The organism is Desulfovibrio desulfopostgatei (assembly GCF_053570645.1).
Window position 1 is genome coordinate 539,828 of record NZ_JBRBQS010000002.1, and the last position, 15,370, is coordinate 555,197.

The 15,370-nt window shown below is 57.7% G+C and carries 15 protein-coding genes; 8 read left to right on the forward strand and 7 right to left on the reverse strand.

Annotated features, from left to right (window positions below; genetic code table 11):
- Positions 1 to 23: 23 nt before the first annotated feature.
- From mazG to ACUZ9Q_RS02400, 3 genes are all read right to left on the reverse strand, one after another.
- Positions 24 to 824: a nucleoside triphosphate pyrophosphohydrolase gene (gene mazG / locus ACUZ9Q_RS02390; protein ID WP_192112382.1), complete on the reverse strand. Its 801-nt coding sequence runs from the start codon at positions 822 to 824 to the stop codon at positions 24 to 26.
- A gap of 30 nt (positions 825 to 854) precedes the next feature.
- Entirely contained in the window at positions 855 to 1,343 is a 489-nt protein-coding gene (locus ACUZ9Q_RS02395) for a CvpA family protein (RefSeq protein ID WP_027180666.1), read from the reverse strand.
- Positions 1,344 to 1,570: 227 nt separating this feature from the next.
- Positions 1,571 to 2,152 carry a transglutaminase domain-containing protein gene (locus ACUZ9Q_RS02400; RefSeq protein WP_192112383.1) on the reverse strand — a complete coding sequence of 194 codons (582 nt, stop codon included), beginning with the start codon at positions 2,150 to 2,152 and terminating at the stop codon, positions 1,571 to 1,573.
- Between the two features lie 171 nt (positions 2,153 to 2,323).
- On the opposite strand from ACUZ9Q_RS02400, the gene mobA reads away from it, so the two are divergent.
- The 8 genes from mobA (at position 2,324) to ACUZ9Q_RS02440 (ending at position 12,572) form a co-directional block, all read left to right on the forward strand.
- Positions 2,324 to 2,947 (forward strand): molybdenum cofactor guanylyltransferase, encoded by a 624-nt coding sequence (gene mobA, locus ACUZ9Q_RS02405; protein WP_449247253.1) that lies wholly within the window; start codon positions 2,324 to 2,326, stop codon positions 2,945 to 2,947.
- A 186-nt stretch (positions 2,948 to 3,133) separates the two neighbouring features.
- On the forward strand, positions 3,134 to 4,828 hold the full coding sequence (locus ACUZ9Q_RS02410; protein WP_449247254.1) for an FmdE family protein: 1,695 nt from the start codon (positions 3,134 to 3,136) through the stop codon (positions 4,826 to 4,828).
- A gap of 195 nt (positions 4,829 to 5,023) precedes the next feature.
- Complete coding sequence (locus tag ACUZ9Q_RS02415; protein ID WP_449247255.1) at positions 5,024 to 5,674, forward strand: TetR/AcrR family transcriptional regulator; 651 nt, start codon at positions 5,024 to 5,026, stop codon at positions 5,672 to 5,674.
- Positions 5,661 to 6,335 carry a nucleotidyltransferase domain-containing protein gene (locus ACUZ9Q_RS02420; RefSeq protein WP_449247256.1) on the forward strand — a complete coding sequence of 225 codons (675 nt, stop codon included), beginning with the start codon at positions 5,661 to 5,663 and terminating at the stop codon, positions 6,333 to 6,335. The genes ACUZ9Q_RS02415 and ACUZ9Q_RS02420 overlap by 14 nt, the downstream gene beginning before the upstream one ends.
- Before the next feature lie 431 nt (positions 6,336 to 6,766).
- Positions 6,767 to 9,805: a formate dehydrogenase-N subunit alpha gene (gene fdnG / locus ACUZ9Q_RS02425; protein ID WP_215647241.1), complete on the forward strand. Its 3,039-nt coding sequence runs from the start codon at positions 6,767 to 6,769 to the stop codon at positions 9,803 to 9,805.
- Between the two features lie 49 nt (positions 9,806 to 9,854).
- Positions 9,855 to 10,514: a 4Fe-4S dicluster domain-containing protein gene (locus tag ACUZ9Q_RS02430; protein ID WP_192112389.1), complete on the forward strand. Its 660-nt coding sequence runs from the start codon at positions 9,855 to 9,857 to the stop codon at positions 10,512 to 10,514.
- A gap of 405 nt (positions 10,515 to 10,919) precedes the next feature.
- On the forward strand, positions 10,920 to 11,870 hold the full coding sequence (locus ACUZ9Q_RS02435; RefSeq protein WP_449247257.1) for a formate dehydrogenase accessory protein FdhE: 951 nt from the start codon (positions 10,920 to 10,922) through the stop codon (positions 11,868 to 11,870).
- A gap of 270 nt (positions 11,871 to 12,140) precedes the next feature.
- Positions 12,141 to 12,572, forward strand: a complete 432-nt coding sequence (locus ACUZ9Q_RS02440) for a cytochrome c3 family protein (RefSeq protein WP_192112391.1) — start codon at positions 12,141 to 12,143, stop codon at positions 12,570 to 12,572.
- 293 nt (positions 12,573 to 12,865) lie between these two features.
- Here ACUZ9Q_RS02440 and ACUZ9Q_RS02445 read toward each other — a convergent pair whose 3' ends face one another.
- The 4 genes from ACUZ9Q_RS02445 to lspA all read right to left on the reverse strand — a co-directional run bounded on the left by ACUZ9Q_RS02445 (position 12,866) and on the right by lspA (position 15,367).
- Positions 12,866 to 13,495, reverse strand: a complete 630-nt coding sequence (locus tag ACUZ9Q_RS02445; RefSeq protein ID WP_192112392.1) for a protein phosphatase CheZ — start codon at positions 13,493 to 13,495, stop codon at positions 12,866 to 12,868.
- Between the two features lie 122 nt (positions 13,496 to 13,617).
- Positions 13,618 to 14,625, reverse strand: a complete 1,008-nt coding sequence (gene ybgF, locus ACUZ9Q_RS02450) for a tol-pal system protein YbgF (RefSeq protein ID WP_192112393.1) — start codon at positions 14,623 to 14,625, stop codon at positions 13,618 to 13,620.
- A gap of 11 nt (positions 14,626 to 14,636) precedes the next feature.
- Positions 14,637 to 14,843: a PLDc N-terminal domain-containing protein gene (locus ACUZ9Q_RS02455; protein ID WP_022657916.1), complete on the reverse strand. Its 207-nt coding sequence runs from the start codon at positions 14,841 to 14,843 to the stop codon at positions 14,637 to 14,639.
- Positions 14,840 to 15,367 carry a signal peptidase II gene (lspA, locus tag ACUZ9Q_RS02460; protein ID WP_192112394.1) on the reverse strand — a complete coding sequence of 176 codons (528 nt, stop codon included), beginning with the start codon at positions 15,365 to 15,367 and terminating at the stop codon, positions 14,840 to 14,842. Before lspA ends, ACUZ9Q_RS02455 begins: the two co-directional genes overlap by 4 nt.
- Positions 15,368 to 15,370 lie beyond the last annotated feature (3 nt).

Below are 15,370 nucleotides of genomic sequence, written 5' to 3' on the forward strand. Positions count from 1 at the left end.
CTGGGCACGCATTGTTGCGACCATCAGGCCTTTGCCGCGGTTTCCTCGGCCTTGGCCGTGTTCCACAGCTCATCCTTTTCATCAAGGGTCAGGGCCGAAAAATCAAGATTCTTCTCGCGGGCGATTTCTTCCATGCGGGCAAAGCGTTTGAGGAAGCGGCGGTTGGCGTAGTCCAGCGCTTCGCTGGCCTTGATGCCCTTGCGGCGGCCAAGCTCTGCAATACTGAACAGCAAATCGCCCAGTTCGTGCTTCTGGGCATCCTGATCGCCGCCAGCGGAGGCGTCCAGCCATTCCAGCCATTCGGCTTCCACCTGCTGTTCCACCTCTTCATCTTCCTGCCAGGTAAAGCCCACGCGGGCAGCCTTGGAATTGATGCGGTAGGCCTTGGCAAGCGGAGGCAGGCTCTCGGGCAGGCTGTCAAACAGGCCCTTGGGCTTGCCTTCATCATCAGTATGCTCGGCGCGCTTGATTTTTTCCCAGGCTTTGAGCTGTTCTTCAAGGCTGTCAAAAACCGTATTGCTGAACACGTGGGGGTGGCGGCGGATCATCTTGGCCCTGTTGTTGTTGAGGGCATCGTCAAGGTTGAACTGCCCCTGTTTTTCATACAGGCGCGCCACAAAGAGCAGCAAAAAGGCCACATCGCCCAGTTCTTCGCGGATGTCGGCCACGTTGCCGGAGCGGATGGCGCTCACAAGCTCATGGCTTTCTTCAATAACGTATTCGGCAAGGCTCTCTGGGGTCTGCTCCTTGTCCCAGGGGCAGCCATCGGGAGCGGTGAGTTTGTCTATGATGAGTTGCAGTTCTTCGAGGGCGGTCTTTTCCATGATGGCGTAATTCCTTGGTAATTCTGGCAGTTAAATGCCCAGGCGGGCGGTGAGGTCAGGCGGCAGCCAGCCGTGTACCTGGGTCATGAGCGCGTTGAAGTAGGGCAGTGCGCGCGAATGCTGCATAAAGGGCGCGCCCGCGAAAAATTTTTGCAGAAACAGCAGGGCCAGCGAGCAGAGCAGGACGCCCTTGGCAAGACCGAGCATGCCGCCAGCCAGTTTGTCTGCCCATGACACAAAGGAGAAGGAAAGTATTTTTTGCAGGATGCGCGCAATAATGGCCACCGAAATGATGACCCCCAGAAAAATGAGCACGTATGCCGCAATGATGCGCCATGAGGGATCAGTGATGAGCGTAAGGCGCGGCGCAAGCAGCGGATGGTAATGGTGCGCGGCCCAGAAGCCGCCCAGCAGTGAAATAAGTCCGGCAACTTCGCCCACAAAACCGTGGATAAAGCCCCGTGTGCCAAAAAATACCAGAACAAGCACTATGATGAGGTCGAAAATATCCTGACCCATGCGTTCTCCGTTGCGGCTGTATTGCCCGCATGGCGGGCCGTTGCCGGGAAGGCTTTCGCGCCGAGGCCTTTGACCTGCGGCGGGGCAGAGCATAGCAGATGCTGACCTGCGGCACAATGTGCCTCGGGGGCTGATTGCCCGCAAGCTGCTGGTCTAGTTGCGGTATGGAACATGAATGACCGGGACGCTGCAAGCAGGGGGCGCAGTATGTGCGGGGCGGCGGAGCGTCAAACAGGGAAGGCAAGCTGTTGCGGCAGACGGGGCAGCAGTTGGGCAATACTGCTGTGGCTGCGCAGGGCCAGAACCACGCCGGGATCCGGCTCTGCAAAAACATGAGGGTAGTCCACCTCGCCGCACTGGGGATGCACGGTAAAGGCCAGTTGCTCGGGGCCGTCCGGCAAAAACTGCGCGTCAACGCCGGGCTTGTTGCCCCTCGCGTCCAACCGCAGCCAGACCTGCCGCTCGCTGATCCATACGGCATTGAGGCCGTGCAGCACCCGGTGGGGATCGTGCTCGTCTTCAAATCCCAGCAACTGGTAGCAGAATCCTGCGGCAATACCGTTGGCGCGCAGCAATGCCGCCAGAAGATGCGCCTTGGCATAACACAGCCCCTGCCCCACATGCAGAACTTCCGATGCGCTGCACGTAACAGCAGTGCCGCCGCAATCCACCGAGTGAGCAATGCTGTCGCGCACAAATACAAAAGTTTTTTCAATGAGTTCCAATTCAGATGCGCAGTGCGCGGCAAGGCTGGCGGCCTTGCGTTGCACTGGTGCAGAGCGGAAATCAATGATTTCCGACTCGCTCATGCAGGCTTGCGGTGCGGGGGGCTGTTGGTGCATCATCGCCAAACCCTATCACAAGGGCCTGCGGGGTGCAAAAAAACCAAAGCGTTCAGCCCCGCAGCGCATTGCCCTTTGCGCGCAGAACACAAACGTGCAGCATCATAGGGCGGAACAATCGGCCGGGCAGGAGGCATGATGGATACATTGCGGGGCCGCGTGGCAGGCGTTGTGCTGGCGGGGGGGCTTTCCTCGCGCATGGGCCGCGACAAGGCGCTGCTGCGGGTCTATGGCTCGGACAGCCCCGATCTGCTGGCCCGTACGCACGCTCTGCTTGCCTCCTTGCTGCCGCAGTGCTGGGTGTCGTGCAGGCCGGGGCTTCCCCGAGCCGGGTACGAGTGTATTTTTGATGGAAAAAATGACTGCGGCCCAGTAGCGGGGGTGGTCGCGGCCCTGCGCACGGCGCAGGCGCAGGGATTTTCTGCCGTGCTGGCGCTTTCCTGCGACATGCCCTTTATGGATGCGCCCACCTTGTGCAAACTGCTTGCCGCCCGCGATGCAGCCCCGGCTGATACCCTTGCCACGCTTTACATTGATGCGGCCAGCGGCAGACCCGAGGCTCTTTCCGCCGTATACGAAACAGCAGCGCTTCACTGGTTTGAAGATTCGCTGGCCTTCCACGGCGGCAGGCTCAACAGGGTCGTGCCGCTCGAGCGGCAGTGCCGTTTGCCCTATGGCCCGGAAGAAGCCCGCCCGTTTTTCAATTTGAACCACCCCGATGACCTGCAAAGGGCGCTGGATATTCTGGACGCTTCCCATTAGTCTCTCTTTACCAGTTCACGGTCATCTAAGTAATCGTGATTATCCGGCGGAATCTGAGTTGCCGCCAACCAATATTTGCTACCCGGCGCGGCTGCGCGTCTGCCCGGGCGAGCGGAGAAAACGCGCGTGAAAACACTGCCGCAGCACATGGCTTTATTCAGCCCGCTGCGGTGATTTGGAGCAAACATGGATATTGGGGCTTACACGTTTAAGGAATTTCATCGCCTTGCCGAGAATTTTCACGGTTATGCCGCACCGGGCCTGCTTGTGGGCGGCTATATGGTGGAGCTTGCCAAACGCCATCTGCCCGAGGGCACACTGTTTGAAGCCGTGGTGGAATCGGGCAAGTGCCTGCCTGATGCGGTGCAGTTGCTCACCCTGTGCAGCATCGGCAACAACTGGATGAAGATTCACAATCTGGGCCGCTACGCGGTGTCGCTGTTTGACAAGCACACTGGCGAGGGCGTGCGCGTGAGCCTGGATCCTGTAAAGATGGCTGCCTATCCCGAACTCAGGGCCTGGTTCTTTAAGGAAAAGGCCAAAAAAGATCAGGATATCGATCTGCTGGAATCAGAAATTGAAGCCGCGGGCGACAGCATCTGCAAGGTGGAGCCCATCACGGTCAAGCGGCGGTTTATGGGCCACAAGCACATGACGCGCATTCTGTGCTGCCCCGTGTGCGGCGAGGCCTACCCGGTGGAAGACGGCCCCGTGTGCCGTGGCTGCCAGGGCGAGGCCCCCTATGTGCTGGCGCGGCGCGAGCTTAAGGAAGACTGTCAGGCCCTTGCCGCAGAGCACCACAAGGCCGCAACGGGCGTTCGTGTTGTGCCTGTGGAAGAAGCCGTGGGCAAAACCGTGGCGCACGACATGACCCGCATTGACCCCGGTCAGTTCAAGGGGCCGGAATTCAAGGCCGGGCAGCGCATTTCTGTGGGCGATATCTGCCGATTGCAGCAGATGGGCCGCTTCCATGTGGCCATTACAGATGATGCCCCGGCCAGCGCGCAGCTATCGCCCGAGGATCCCCGTGCTCTTGTACACGAAAATGAAGTGGCGGAAATCTTTGCGCGCCGCATGGCTGGCGAAGGCGTTACCTACGAACTGCCGCCCCATGAAGGCAAGATAGATTTCAAGGCTGCCTGTAACGGACTTTTCTGCGTGGATGTGGAGCGCATGACGCGGTTTAATCTGGTGCCCGAGGTCATGGTGGCTTCTCGTCAGGATGGAACCCTGGTCAAGCAGGGCGGCCCGCTTTGCGGCACCCGCGCCATCCCGCTCCACATTACGCGCGAGCGGCTTGGTCAGGCGCTGGAAGCGCTGGAAGGCGGGCCTCTGTTCCGCGTGTTGCCCCTGCGCAAAGCCCGCGTGGGCATTCTTGTGACCGGAACCGAAGTTTTTCAGGGAATTATTGAAGACAAGTTCATCCCTGTCATCACCGCCAAGGTCAGCATGTTGGACTGCACCGTGGTGCGTACCGACATCGTACCGGACGACAAAGCCATGATGCAGGCCTCCGTGGCCGCCATGCGCGAGGCCGGGGCCGACCTGCTGATCACCACGGGCGGCCTTTCGGTTGACCCGGACGACGTGACCCGTCAGGCCCTTGTAGAAGCTGGGCTGACAGATGTGCTGCACGGCGTGCCCATCCTGCCCGGCACCATGAGCCTTATGGGCCGCATCCCCGGCCCGCAGGGGGATATGCAGGTGCTGGGCGTGCCCGCCTGCGCCCTGTATTTTAAAACAACCTTCCTTGATCTGGTGCTGCCGCGCATGCTGGCCGGCCGAGGCCTGACCCGCGCCGAGGCGGCCCGCATGGGCGAGGGCGGCTACTGCCTGGCATGCCACACCTGCACCTATCCCAAGTGCTGGTTCGGCAAATAATACTGCGTCTTGTGCAAAGGCGGACATGCCTTTTTTGCGGAGGCTCCGAATTTTTTTTCGGGGCCTCCTTTTTATGTGTCGCCATCGGCTGCACATGCAGAGAGCGTGGAGCCATGCCCAAGTTTGTTGACGAAGCTGAAATTGACGGCTACTTAATAGACCGACCGTCGGTCTATTGATGAAGAGAGGGAGTATATGCGCATCATCAAAGAACATGGCGAGCGTAGAACTGAAATCATCGACGCTGCCGAAAACCTGTTTGCAGCAAAGGGCTACGCCAGCACTGCCATCAGCGATATTCTTGAAGCCCTGAATATCGCCAAGGGCACGTTTTATCATTACTTTGCCTCAAAAGAAGCGCTTATGGACGCCGTAATCGAGCGATACATTGATGCGGAAATGGCGGTGGCGCAGGCTGTTGCGGACGATCCGAAGATATCGGCTCACGAAAAAATGTTTAGCATTCTCACAGATGCGGGGCGAGACAACGAGCGCGGTGACCGCCTGGAAAAAGAAGCCAGTGCCGTGGGCAATGCGGATATGCACCAGCGCACAATGGCATCCATTGTCTTGCGGCTTTCGCCAATTTTGGAGGGTGTTGTCCGGCAGGGAATGCGCGAGGGCACGTTCAACACTGCATACCCCAAGGAATGCATGGAGATTTTGCTTGCCGCGTCAGAATTTATTCTGCACGGCTCGGCATTTGCGTGGAGTAGCGCCGAGCGACTGCAAAAGGCCAGGGCTCTTGCCTGGATGGCGGAAAAAGTCCTTGGCGTGGAAGAAGGCCGGTTCAGCTATCTTTATAAACGGTATGAAGGGGATGGAGGCTGCTGTGATCAATGCTGAAACATGGATGGCAGACCTCTTGCCGCAATTGCAGCAGACCTTTGGTGCGCGCCTGCGATATCTTGGGCTGCAGGGCAGCTACCGCCGGGGCGAAGCCACTGAAGCCAGCGATATTGATGTGGTTGTGCTGCTGGATGTTGTGGCCCTGGAGGATATTGATGTTTACCGGGCCATTGTCCGCGCCATGCCGGAGGGGCAAAAAGCCTGCGGATTTATTGGCGGTGCTGGGGATATATTCCATTGGCCGCGTCATGAACTTTTTGCATTCCAGAAGGACACAGAAGACTGGTTTGGCAAGCTGGAGGATTTCCTCCCCGTCATTACGGATGAAGACGTCGAGGACAGCGCAAAAATCGGCGCAGCCGGGCTTGTTCACCTTCTTACGCACACGTATTTGTATGCGGATGCGGAGACCAGAACCCTTGTTTTGAAAGATGCCTATAAAGCAGCTTTTTTTGTCATGCTGGTGCGGCGCTACCTGGCCTCTGGCGTGTTCTGCCGCAACAAAAAAGAACTGCTGACGGGCCTCGAAGGCTCGGAGAAAGATATCATTGCGGCTGGGCTTGACCTCCCCCTCTGGCTTGCTGCCCACACCGAAAGGCAGTGCTACGACACGCTGCTGCGCTGGTGCAAAGATGTTTTGCAGGGGCGCAGCCTTTGAGTTCCTGCCTGAATTGGCGCGTTTTTTTATGACGGTTTTTTGTAAACCACCTGGCTGATGCAGGTGGTTTTTTTATGCAATAGGCTATCTGGTGACTGGAGAAATCGTAATTTTTCAAGAAAAAAGTATAATTATTTCAGCAAGAGTCAGGGGAAATATATCAACCAATTTGTGCTGTTTGTGTGTACAATTCTATCAATTATAGTGTTCCATCACTGTGAAATGGCATGCAAAATTCTATCATTGGGAAAATACTCACAAATAAGGTCGGTTCCCTTTAAAAAAATGTAAGTATCTTGCGATATCACGTTTTTTCAACTATGGTGAAAACAAATCTCCATCTTGTTAGTTGACGCAGTTCAGAGGCGTCTTGTTCAACGCAGGAGTTCTGACCTTGCGTTGCGTGATTGGCCTAAAAAAGGAGTGTCATCATGAAAAGCACCCGGAGGAGCTTCCTCAAGGGCGTCGGTGCAGGAGTTCTCTGCCTCACATTGGGGCAGCTGGGCTTCGACCTGGGCGAGGCCCAGGCTTACGCCGTAAAACTCAAGATAGAAGGCGCCAAGGAAGTCATCAGCGTCTGCCCCTTCTGTTCGGTCTGCTGTCAGGTCATAGCTTATGTGCGTGACGGCAAGCTCGTTTCCACAGAGGGCGACCCGGACTTTCCCGTTAACGAAGGCGCGCTCTGCGCCAAGGGCGCGGCGCTCTTCAGCATGTACACCAATGACCACCGCCTGAAAAAGCCGCTTTACCGCGCGCCCAACAGCGATCACTGGGTGGAAAAAGACTGGGACTGGACCCTGGCCCAGATCGCCCGCCGGGTTAAAGACACCCGCGACAAGGATTTTATCCTCAAGAATGCCAAGGGGCAGACGGTCAACCGTCTTGATTCCATCTTCTGGATGGGAACCTCGCACGCCTCCAACGAAGAATGCGCCGTCATTCACCAAGCAATACGCGGCCTGGGTGTTGTCCATATGGACCACCAGGCACGGGTCTGACACAGCCCCACTGTTGCGGCTCTGGCAGAGTCGTTCGGACGCGGTGCAATGACGAACCACTGGATCGATATCAAGAATAGCGATGCAGTGCTTATTATCGGCAGCAATGCCGCTGAACATCATCCTGTCGCCTTTAAGTGGGTCATGCGGGCCAAGGACAACGGGGCCGTGCTTATGCACGTTGACCCCAAGTTCTCGCGCACGTCCGCCCGTTGCGACTTCCACGTGCCTCTGCGCTCGGGTACGGATATTCCCTTCCTGGGTGGTATGCTCAACTACATTCTGGAAAACAAGCTGTACTTCAAGGACTACGTTGAAAAGTACACCAACGCCGCCTTTGTGGTGGGCAAGGATTACGCTTTCAACGACGGCCTTTTCAGCGGCTATGATCCTGCCACGCGCACATACGACAAAAAGACGTGGGTGCTGGAAATGGGGCCTGACGGCAAGCCTGTGGTCGATCCCACCTTCCAGAACGAGCGCTGCGTCATCAACATGATGCGCCAGCACTATTCCCGCTACACGCTTAAAAACGTTTCTGACGTTACGGGCGTTTCGCAGGAAAATCTGCTCAAGGTCTACAAGGCCTTCTGCGCCACTGGCGGCCCCGACAAGGCTGGCACCATCATGTACGCTCTGGGCTGGACACAGCACACCGTGGGCGTGCAGAACATCCGTCTTTCCTCGCTGATCCAGCTCCTGCTGGGCAATATCGGCGTGGCTGGCGGCGGCATTAACGCCCTGCGCGGCGAACCCAATGTGCAGGGTTCCACGGACCATGCCCTGCTGTACAACAACCTGCCCGGCTACCACGGAACCCCTCGCGCCCCGTGGCAGACCCTGGCCGACTACAACAAGGCCAACACCCCTGTCACCAAGCTGCCCAACAGCGCCAACTGGTGGAGCAACAGGCCCAAGTATATCGCCAGCCTGCTCAAGGGCTGGTTTGGCGATGAAGCCACGCCTGAAAACGACTTCTGCTATGACCTGCTGGCCAAGCTGGAGCCGAATGAAGACTGCTCGTACATGTTTGCCATGGATAAACTCTATCAGGGCAAGATGCGGGGTGGTTTCATTTTTGGCGTGAACCCCATGAACAGCTTCCCCAACACCAACAAGATGCGGGCCGCTCTGGACAAGCTGGACTGGCTCGTGTGTTCTGAGCTGCACAATTCGGAAACCACGGACAACTGGAAGCGCCCCGGTGTGGACCCCAAGGCCTGCAAGACCGAAGTGTTCCTTTTGCCCTCGGCTCACCGCATCGAAAAGGAAGGCACCATCAGCAACAGCGGCCGCTGGTTGCAGTGGTTCGATCAGGGCGTTAAGCCCGGCGGCGAAGCACGCAACTTTGCAGACATTGTTGTGCCCCTGTTCAACCAGATACGCGATCTCTACAAGACCGAAGGCGGCGTCTTGCCCGAGCCCATCCTCAAGATGAACTGGCCGGACAAGTACGACGCTTCTGACTGGGCGCGCCGCATCAACGGTTTCTTCTGGGCTGATGCCAAGGTGGGCGACAAGCAGTACAAACGCGGCCAGCTCGTGCCTGCTTTTGCGGCGCTTAAGGACGACGGTACGACCTCGTCGCTCAACTGGATCTACACAGGCAGCTGGACAGAAGAAGAAGGCAACAAGTCCAAACGCCGTAATACCAGCCAGACGCCCATGCAGGCCAACATTGGTCTGTTCCCCAACTGGTCGTGGTGCTGGCCGGTGAACCGTCGCATTCTGTATAACCGCGCTTCTGTGGATGTGAACGGCAAGCCGTTCAATCCCAAGAAGGCCGTTATTGAATGGGACGGTGCCAAGTGGGTGGGCGACGTGCCCGACGGCCCCTGGCCGCCCATGGCCAATGAGGGCGGCAAGCTGCCCTTCATCATGGTGAAGGACGGTCACTCCCAGTTCTTCGGCCCCGGCCCCGCCGACGGTCCCTTCCCCGAACACTACGAACCCGCGGAAACGCCTCTGGCCAGCCATCCGTTCTCAAGGCAGTTGAGCAGCCCGGTGTACAAGTTCCATACCTCCGATATGGACAAGATCGCCGCGCCCGCTGACCCCAACTACCCCTATGTGCTGACCACCTACAGCCTCACCGAACACTGGTGCGGCGGCGGCGAAACGCGCAATGTGCCCAACCTGCTCGAAACCGAGCCTCAGCTCTATGTGGAAATGAGCCCAGAGCTGGCCAAGGAAAAAGGCATCAAGAACGGCGATGGCGTCCTTCTTGAGAGCATTCGCGGTACCTGCGAGGCCATCGCCATGGTGACGGTGCGCATTCGTCCCTTTACGGTTATGGGCAGAACGATCCACCTTGTGGGTATGCCCTTTGCCTTTGGCTGGACAACGCCCAAATGCGGCGATTCCACCAACAGGCTGACTGTTAGTGCGTTTGACCCCAACACCACCATTCCTGAATCCAAGGCCTGCTGCGTCAATCTGCGTAAGGCCGACAAGCTGACCGAAATAGGCTAACGAGCCGGGCGCGCTCCTTGATGGAGCGCGCCCGCCAAGGAGCATTGCTATGCCGAAGACTTTTTTGATCGACACCACTCGATGCACGGCATGCCGGGGCTGCCAGTTGGCCTGTAAGGAATGGCATGACCTGCCTGCCAATGAGACCAAGCAGCGCGGCACTCATCAGAATCCGCCGGATCTGAACCCCAACAACCTCAAGATTGTTCGTTTTCGCGAGCGTATGAAGCCTGACGGCACCGTTGTGTGGAACTTCTTTCCCGACCAGTGCCGCCACTGCATCACGCCCATTTGCAAGGAAGTGGCCGACATGGCCGTGCCCGGGGCCATCATCAAGGATCCCAAAACGGGTATGGTGATAGCCACGGACAAAAGCGCCAAGCTGAGCCCCGAGGATGCGCAGGCCGTTATTGACGCCTGCCCCTACAACATCCCCCGGCTTGACCCCAAGACCAAATGCCTGACCAAGTGCGACATGTGCATTGACCGCGTTACCGCGGGAATGCTGCCCATTTGCGTCAAAACGTGCCCCACGGGCACCATGGCTTTTGGCGAAAGGGAAGAAATCCTGCCCATGGCCCAAAAGCGGCTTGAGATTGTCAAAAAGACCTTCCCCAAGGCTTTTCTGGCAGATGTACAGGATGTGAGCGTCATCTACCTGCTGGCGGAAGAAAAAGAACACTACTACGAATACGCGGCCTTCATGTAAGGCCTTATCCCCTCTACCCCCGCAGTCGTTCGGCTGCGGGGGTAGAAAAGCACTGCGGGGGCTTGGCAAATCCTTCGCTTTGGTTCACCATCAGGGTACAATACCAGCAAACACGTTTGCCCTGTTGCGGCGCGAACTTTGCTGAAGCGGCCCCTGGCTTTTTGCCTCAACCGGTTGACGCAGGCTCGCCTTGAAATGCGCGTGCGGCTCCAAGTGCAGGTGTTTGCCAAGGCTGCATAATGGTCTGCCAGCCCGCTGCCTGATCGGCATGCGGAAATGCAGCCCTGCTTGCATCTGCGTTGCGAAATGCCGGAATGAGCATTCTGATAACATTGAGAGCAGACATCCTCAGTGTTGCATAGTTTGGGAAAGCAGCCGGGGGTACCCCCGGCATACGGAGTATCAATGGCTGATAAAAGGCAAACCGTTGCCCAAACCCTTGAAGAAGTTATCACCTGGCGTCCGGTGCTGGCCCCTGTGCTTCGGTCGTTTGAACCGCTGCTCACCGCCCAGGAAGAGCTTGGCGGTGCTGTGGCCGAATGCCTGAAAAAAGAGGGAGTGTCACTGCCGCAGGCCCAGCCGCAGCGGATGGAGCAGGGTGTTTCGATGCTTGCCGGGGCTTCCTTTTCAGGCGTGGCCCCAGCAGTGCGCATTAGCGCAGAAAAGCTGCTGCCCATGTTGTGCCGCATGGACGCTGTGGTTCCCCACAAGGCCAGGCTTACGGATTTTTTTCTGAAATCTGACGGAGCTGAAGCCCAGCGAGCGGAAGAGCTGGTTTGCGCTGCTGCCTCAGGCGACAGGGATGCCCTGGCGGCTCTGGCAGAAAAAATTGGCCTTGACCCTCTGGTGCTGGACTTTGTGACGGGGTTCATCGTTGCGCCGATCTTGCGTGGCATGACCGCACAGGCCGTGGCCGCTGAAGGCGATACCCCCTGGGAAGTCGGCGATGTATGGCGACAGGGATATTGCCCTGTGTGCGGCGCGCTGCCCACCATTGGCTGGATGGATAAACCCAGCATTGATGAAAAAAACGCTTTTCTTGCGGGCGGCGGCGGTAAAAAACATCTGCACTGCGGCGTGTGCGGAGCGGACTGGAAATTCCGGCGTGGCGCATGCCCTGCATGCGGCGAGGAAGGCAGCGGGGTTATGGAACTGCTGCGCGAAAGCGGCACTGCTCACGGTGAGCGGCTGGATTGGTGCACCAAGTGCAAATCTTACTGCCCGGCGGTGGATCTGCGCGAACGCGAGTTTGTTCCCAATCTGGATGCGCTGGCGCTTGGCATGATGCACCTGGATATGGTGGCCGCACGTAAAAAGCTGAAACCAGTCAGGCCGTCATTCTGGAACATGTTTTAGCGGCAGCTTGCGGCAAGCGCCAAAGGCGTTTTTTGCAACTGCCTTTACTGCAAAATTTATTGCTGGCAGTCTGGCTGCCAGCGGATTGCTGAGTCGGTTTGTTGAACCGTTTAAATGCTCCTGATGTAGCAGTCTTTAATTATTGCACAAGCAGGCATTATTAGGGTAGAACAACCGCTGCGGAGAGTGGTGTTGATGGCGGTTTTCAGCCGCCTGTGGTGCGCCGGGGCCTGCTCCTGCGCTTTACGAACCCAGTAGGAGGAATAGCTGATGAAATATGTGACCTTGTTGCTGCTTGCGTTAAGCCTCGTGTGGGTTGGCGAAGCGCAGGCGCGTGATATCAAGGAAATGTCGCAGGTCATTAAAAAGCCCATTGAAATTCCTGGTGGAACATCCCCGCGTATGAGCGTCATGTTCCCCCATACGGCGCACAAAGGCATCAACTGCATGCACTGCCACCACGAAGTGGGCAGCGACAGCCGTTACGTAGCCTGTACCGAATGTCACGCCACCCCTGGTGCGCGCGAACGTGACCCCATGAGCATGTTCATGGCCTTCCACTCCAAGAATGGCGACCGCTCCTGCTACGGCTGCCACTCGCAGAAGGCTCAGGAAAATCCCGCCAAGTACGGCGCCAAGTTCAAGGGCTGCCGTCCCTGCCATATGGCCGCCAGCGCCCGCGAAGCCGCCAAGCAGAAGTAAGCTCACTCCCGCCACGGTATTTCTGTACTGCATAAAGGCCCCGCAAGGGGCCTTTATGCGTTGCAAAACAAACCCATTCAGGGTGTGGCTGAGCAGTCGCAGACCAGCCCGGCAAGCCTTCTCTCCCAGATGAACCTTCGTCAGCGATGCTATGCGTTAAGTGTGTTCACTTACGGCTGAACCCTATGCGCCTGAAGAAACAGCAAAAGGCTGCAACGCGGCGTTGGACGCAAAAAAGGGCGTTTTGCAACGCCCTCATTCAGTAGCTGAAAAGGCTTTAGCAAGGTAACCGTCTAGAGGCCCAACTGGGAAAGCATGTCGTCAATGGCGCCCTGAGAAGCTGCGGTTTTGTCCGGCCCTTTGAGTTCGCTACGGCCCTGATTGAATTCCTTGACCGCCTGACGTGCCTCGTTCTGCAATTCCTGAACGTTCTTGGTGGGGTCTTTTTCCGCCCCGTCCAGAATAAGGCCCGAGGAAACATAGAGTTCCACCACCATTGCCTCAATCTGGTTCAGGGCAGACACGACCTTTTTGATGCGCTGACCTGTAATGTCCTGAAAGCTCAGGGCGGTCAGCACGGAAGTGAGGTCATCGCCAAGGCGTTGGTTGTTTGCTTCCAGCTCGGTAATGGGGGCCGCATCCGCACCGCCGTTACGTAGCCCTGCCAGATGCGCCGCGTTCTGTTCCTGAAGATCCAGATGCCGCTCCACGATTTCCATGATGGTCATGGTGGCGCTTTCCGTATCTTTCAGTACTTCATCCAGTTGGCTTGATGCTTCCAGAAATAGCGCATCCGGATTTGGGGGGGGCAGGGGCTGGCCTTTGGAGGCAGTGGATATGCGCTCAAAAATGTCTCTCAGACCCTGGCGCATTTCCGTGCTGATCTGCTTGTAAACTGCGGCTTCGGGCTTTTCGTCGCTCATGCCCGTCCCCTTTGCGCGCGGCGCGGTTTAATTTGTGCGTTTTGAACCTTTGAGGGTGTATGGTCAAAGGTAAAATGCAGTAAAAAACTCCGCCGCGCGAGGGCGCGGCGGAGCCTGGATACTTACTTGTTGGTCTTCAGAAACGTCTTGGCCCGCGCAGCTTCTGGCGAGTTGGGATATTTCTTGATCAGCTCTTCCAGGCGGGCCTTGGCTGCCGCAGACTGATTGAGCTTGCTGAAGCTGATGCCCTGCTTGAGGTACGCGCCGGGCGCGCTGGAAGAAGAAGGATACTTTTTGATGACAGCATCGTATGCCAGGGCTGCATCGGCAAACTGGTTGCGCTGGAAGTAGCACTCGGCCAGATAATACTGGGCCTCAGGCGCCTGGCTGTGGTCTTTGTAATTTTTCAGAAAGTCATTGAAAGAACGCTGCGCCTCATCGTACTTGCGGGAATTGTAGGCGTTAACGCCAGCGTCAAAAAGCGCCAGCGAAATATCCTTTTTGGGAGCCTGAACCTGCGGTTCGGGCTGGGGGCTGGGCTGGCCCCATGTGCTGGAGCTGGGGTTGATGACGGGCTGGGGCTGTGCTGCTGCCGCGCCCTGATCGCCAGCGGCGGAAGCCGCGGCGTAGCCTACGGAACCAGCCGCCATGCCGCCTGCCGCTGCCTGCCCGTAGGAAGGCTGGCCATAGCCGGGCTGACTGAAAGCAGGAGCAGCCTGGGGTGCCGCTTGAGGAGCAGCCTGAGGAGCCGCCTGGGCAAAGGGGGCAGAACCGCCGCCGCTGGTCATGGGATCGCCAAGGTTCAGGTTCAGCGCCATGCTGCGCTCCACCTGACGCAAAGCTTCATCGTGCGCTCTTACACGGCCCACCAGGGCTTTGGCGCCGCCAGCATTTTGCAGATCGTCAATCTGGCCCTTGAGGGCGTTGACTTCCTGCCGCAGGGTTTGAATCTGGTTCCAGGCGTCAGCCTGAGCAGGCTGCAACTGGCGCAACTGCACGTCTTGCTGCTGCACCTGCTGTTCCAGTGAAATGCTGCCGCTGCCGCTGCTGGTGCTGCCGCCCATGCAGCCGCTCAAAGGCAGCGCCGCGCAAGCCAGAGTCAGGATGTACATAGTACGGAGTGTGCGCATAGTACCCTCTTTCAATTTTGCACTTTTCCCAGAACTTTTTTTCGTCCGGTGAAAATATAGATGATTCCCCCCACACATGGCAGAAAAACTACCAGCACAAGCCACAGGGCGCGCTGTTGCGGGGTTTCAAACTCGTGTCCCCATATGTGCAGAATGCTCCACAGTGTCGGGATCATGGGGAACATTACCACAAGCACATGCCACCAATGAAAAATCATGCGGTTCCTCCCTTGCCGGGGGTTGGTTTGCCGCCTTTGTCGCTGGCGGCCGCCTGGGGCTTGCGCCAGAGAATCAGGCAGGCCAGCACCGCACCAACAAATATGGCCGAATCAGCCACGTTAAAGGCAGGCCAGTGCCAGTCGCCCCAATAGACATCCAGAAAGTCCACCACGGCGCGAAAGCGCACGCGGTCAACCAGATTGCCAAGCGCGCCGCCCATCACAAGCCCAAGAGCCGTGAACAGCCAGGGGTCTTCATCCGAACTGCGCACCAGCATGACAATGGCCCACACAGCCACAACCGTGGCAGCGAGAAAAAGCCAGAACTGCCACTCAATGTCTGACCGGTTTAAAAAGCCAAAGGCCGCGCCGCGATTGCGGATGTTGACCAGATCAAACAGCCCGGCAATGACCGTGATGGGCCTGTGCTCGGGTATGAACTGCATGACAGCCCACTTGCTCACCTGATCGAGAACAAGGGCTACAATGGCCGCTATGCCGAGTATGCGATAACGCCTTGGCATTCC

What these genes read in the sequence shown, in the direction of transcription:
- mazG (WP_192112382.1), bottom strand. Translation starts at nt 824, where the DNA reads ATGGAAAAGACCGCCCTCGAAGAACTGCAACTCATCATAGACAAACTC.
- ACUZ9Q_RS02395 (WP_027180666.1), bottom strand. Translation starts at nt 1,343, where the DNA reads ATGGGTCAGGATATTTTCGACCTCATCATAGTGCTTGTTCTGGTATTT.
- ACUZ9Q_RS02400 (WP_192112383.1), bottom strand. Translation starts at nt 2,152, where the DNA reads ATGAGCGAGTCGGAAATCATTGATTTCCGCTCTGCACCAGTGCAACGC.
- mobA (WP_449247253.1), top strand. Translation starts at nt 2,324, where the DNA reads ATGGATACATTGCGGGGCCGCGTGGCAGGCGTTGTGCTGGCGGGGGGG.
- ACUZ9Q_RS02410 (WP_449247254.1), top strand. Translation starts at nt 3,134, where the DNA reads ATGGATATTGGGGCTTACACGTTTAAGGAATTTCATCGCCTTGCCGAG.
- ACUZ9Q_RS02415 (WP_449247255.1), top strand. Translation starts at nt 5,024, where the DNA reads ATGCGCATCATCAAAGAACATGGCGAGCGTAGAACTGAAATCATCGAC.
- ACUZ9Q_RS02430 (WP_192112389.1), top strand. Translation starts at nt 9,855, where the DNA reads ATGCCGAAGACTTTTTTGATCGACACCACTCGATGCACGGCATGCCGG.
- ACUZ9Q_RS02435 (WP_449247257.1), top strand. Translation starts at nt 10,920, where the DNA reads ATGGCTGATAAAAGGCAAACCGTTGCCCAAACCCTTGAAGAAGTTATC.
- ACUZ9Q_RS02440 (WP_192112391.1), top strand. Translation starts at nt 12,141, where the DNA reads ATGAAATATGTGACCTTGTTGCTGCTTGCGTTAAGCCTCGTGTGGGTT.
- ACUZ9Q_RS02445 (WP_192112392.1), bottom strand. Translation starts at nt 13,495, where the DNA reads ATGAGCGACGAAAAGCCCGAAGCCGCAGTTTACAAGCAGATCAGCACG.
- ybgF (WP_192112393.1), bottom strand. Translation starts at nt 14,625, where the DNA reads ATGCGCACACTCCGTACTATGTACATCCTGACTCTGGCTTGCGCGGCG.
- ACUZ9Q_RS02455 (WP_022657916.1), bottom strand. Translation starts at nt 14,843, where the DNA reads ATGATTTTTCATTGGTGGCATGTGCTTGTGGTAATGTTCCCCATGATC.
- lspA (WP_192112394.1), bottom strand. Translation starts at nt 15,367, where the DNA reads ATGCCAAGGCGTTATCGCATACTCGGCATAGCGGCCATTGTAGCCCTT.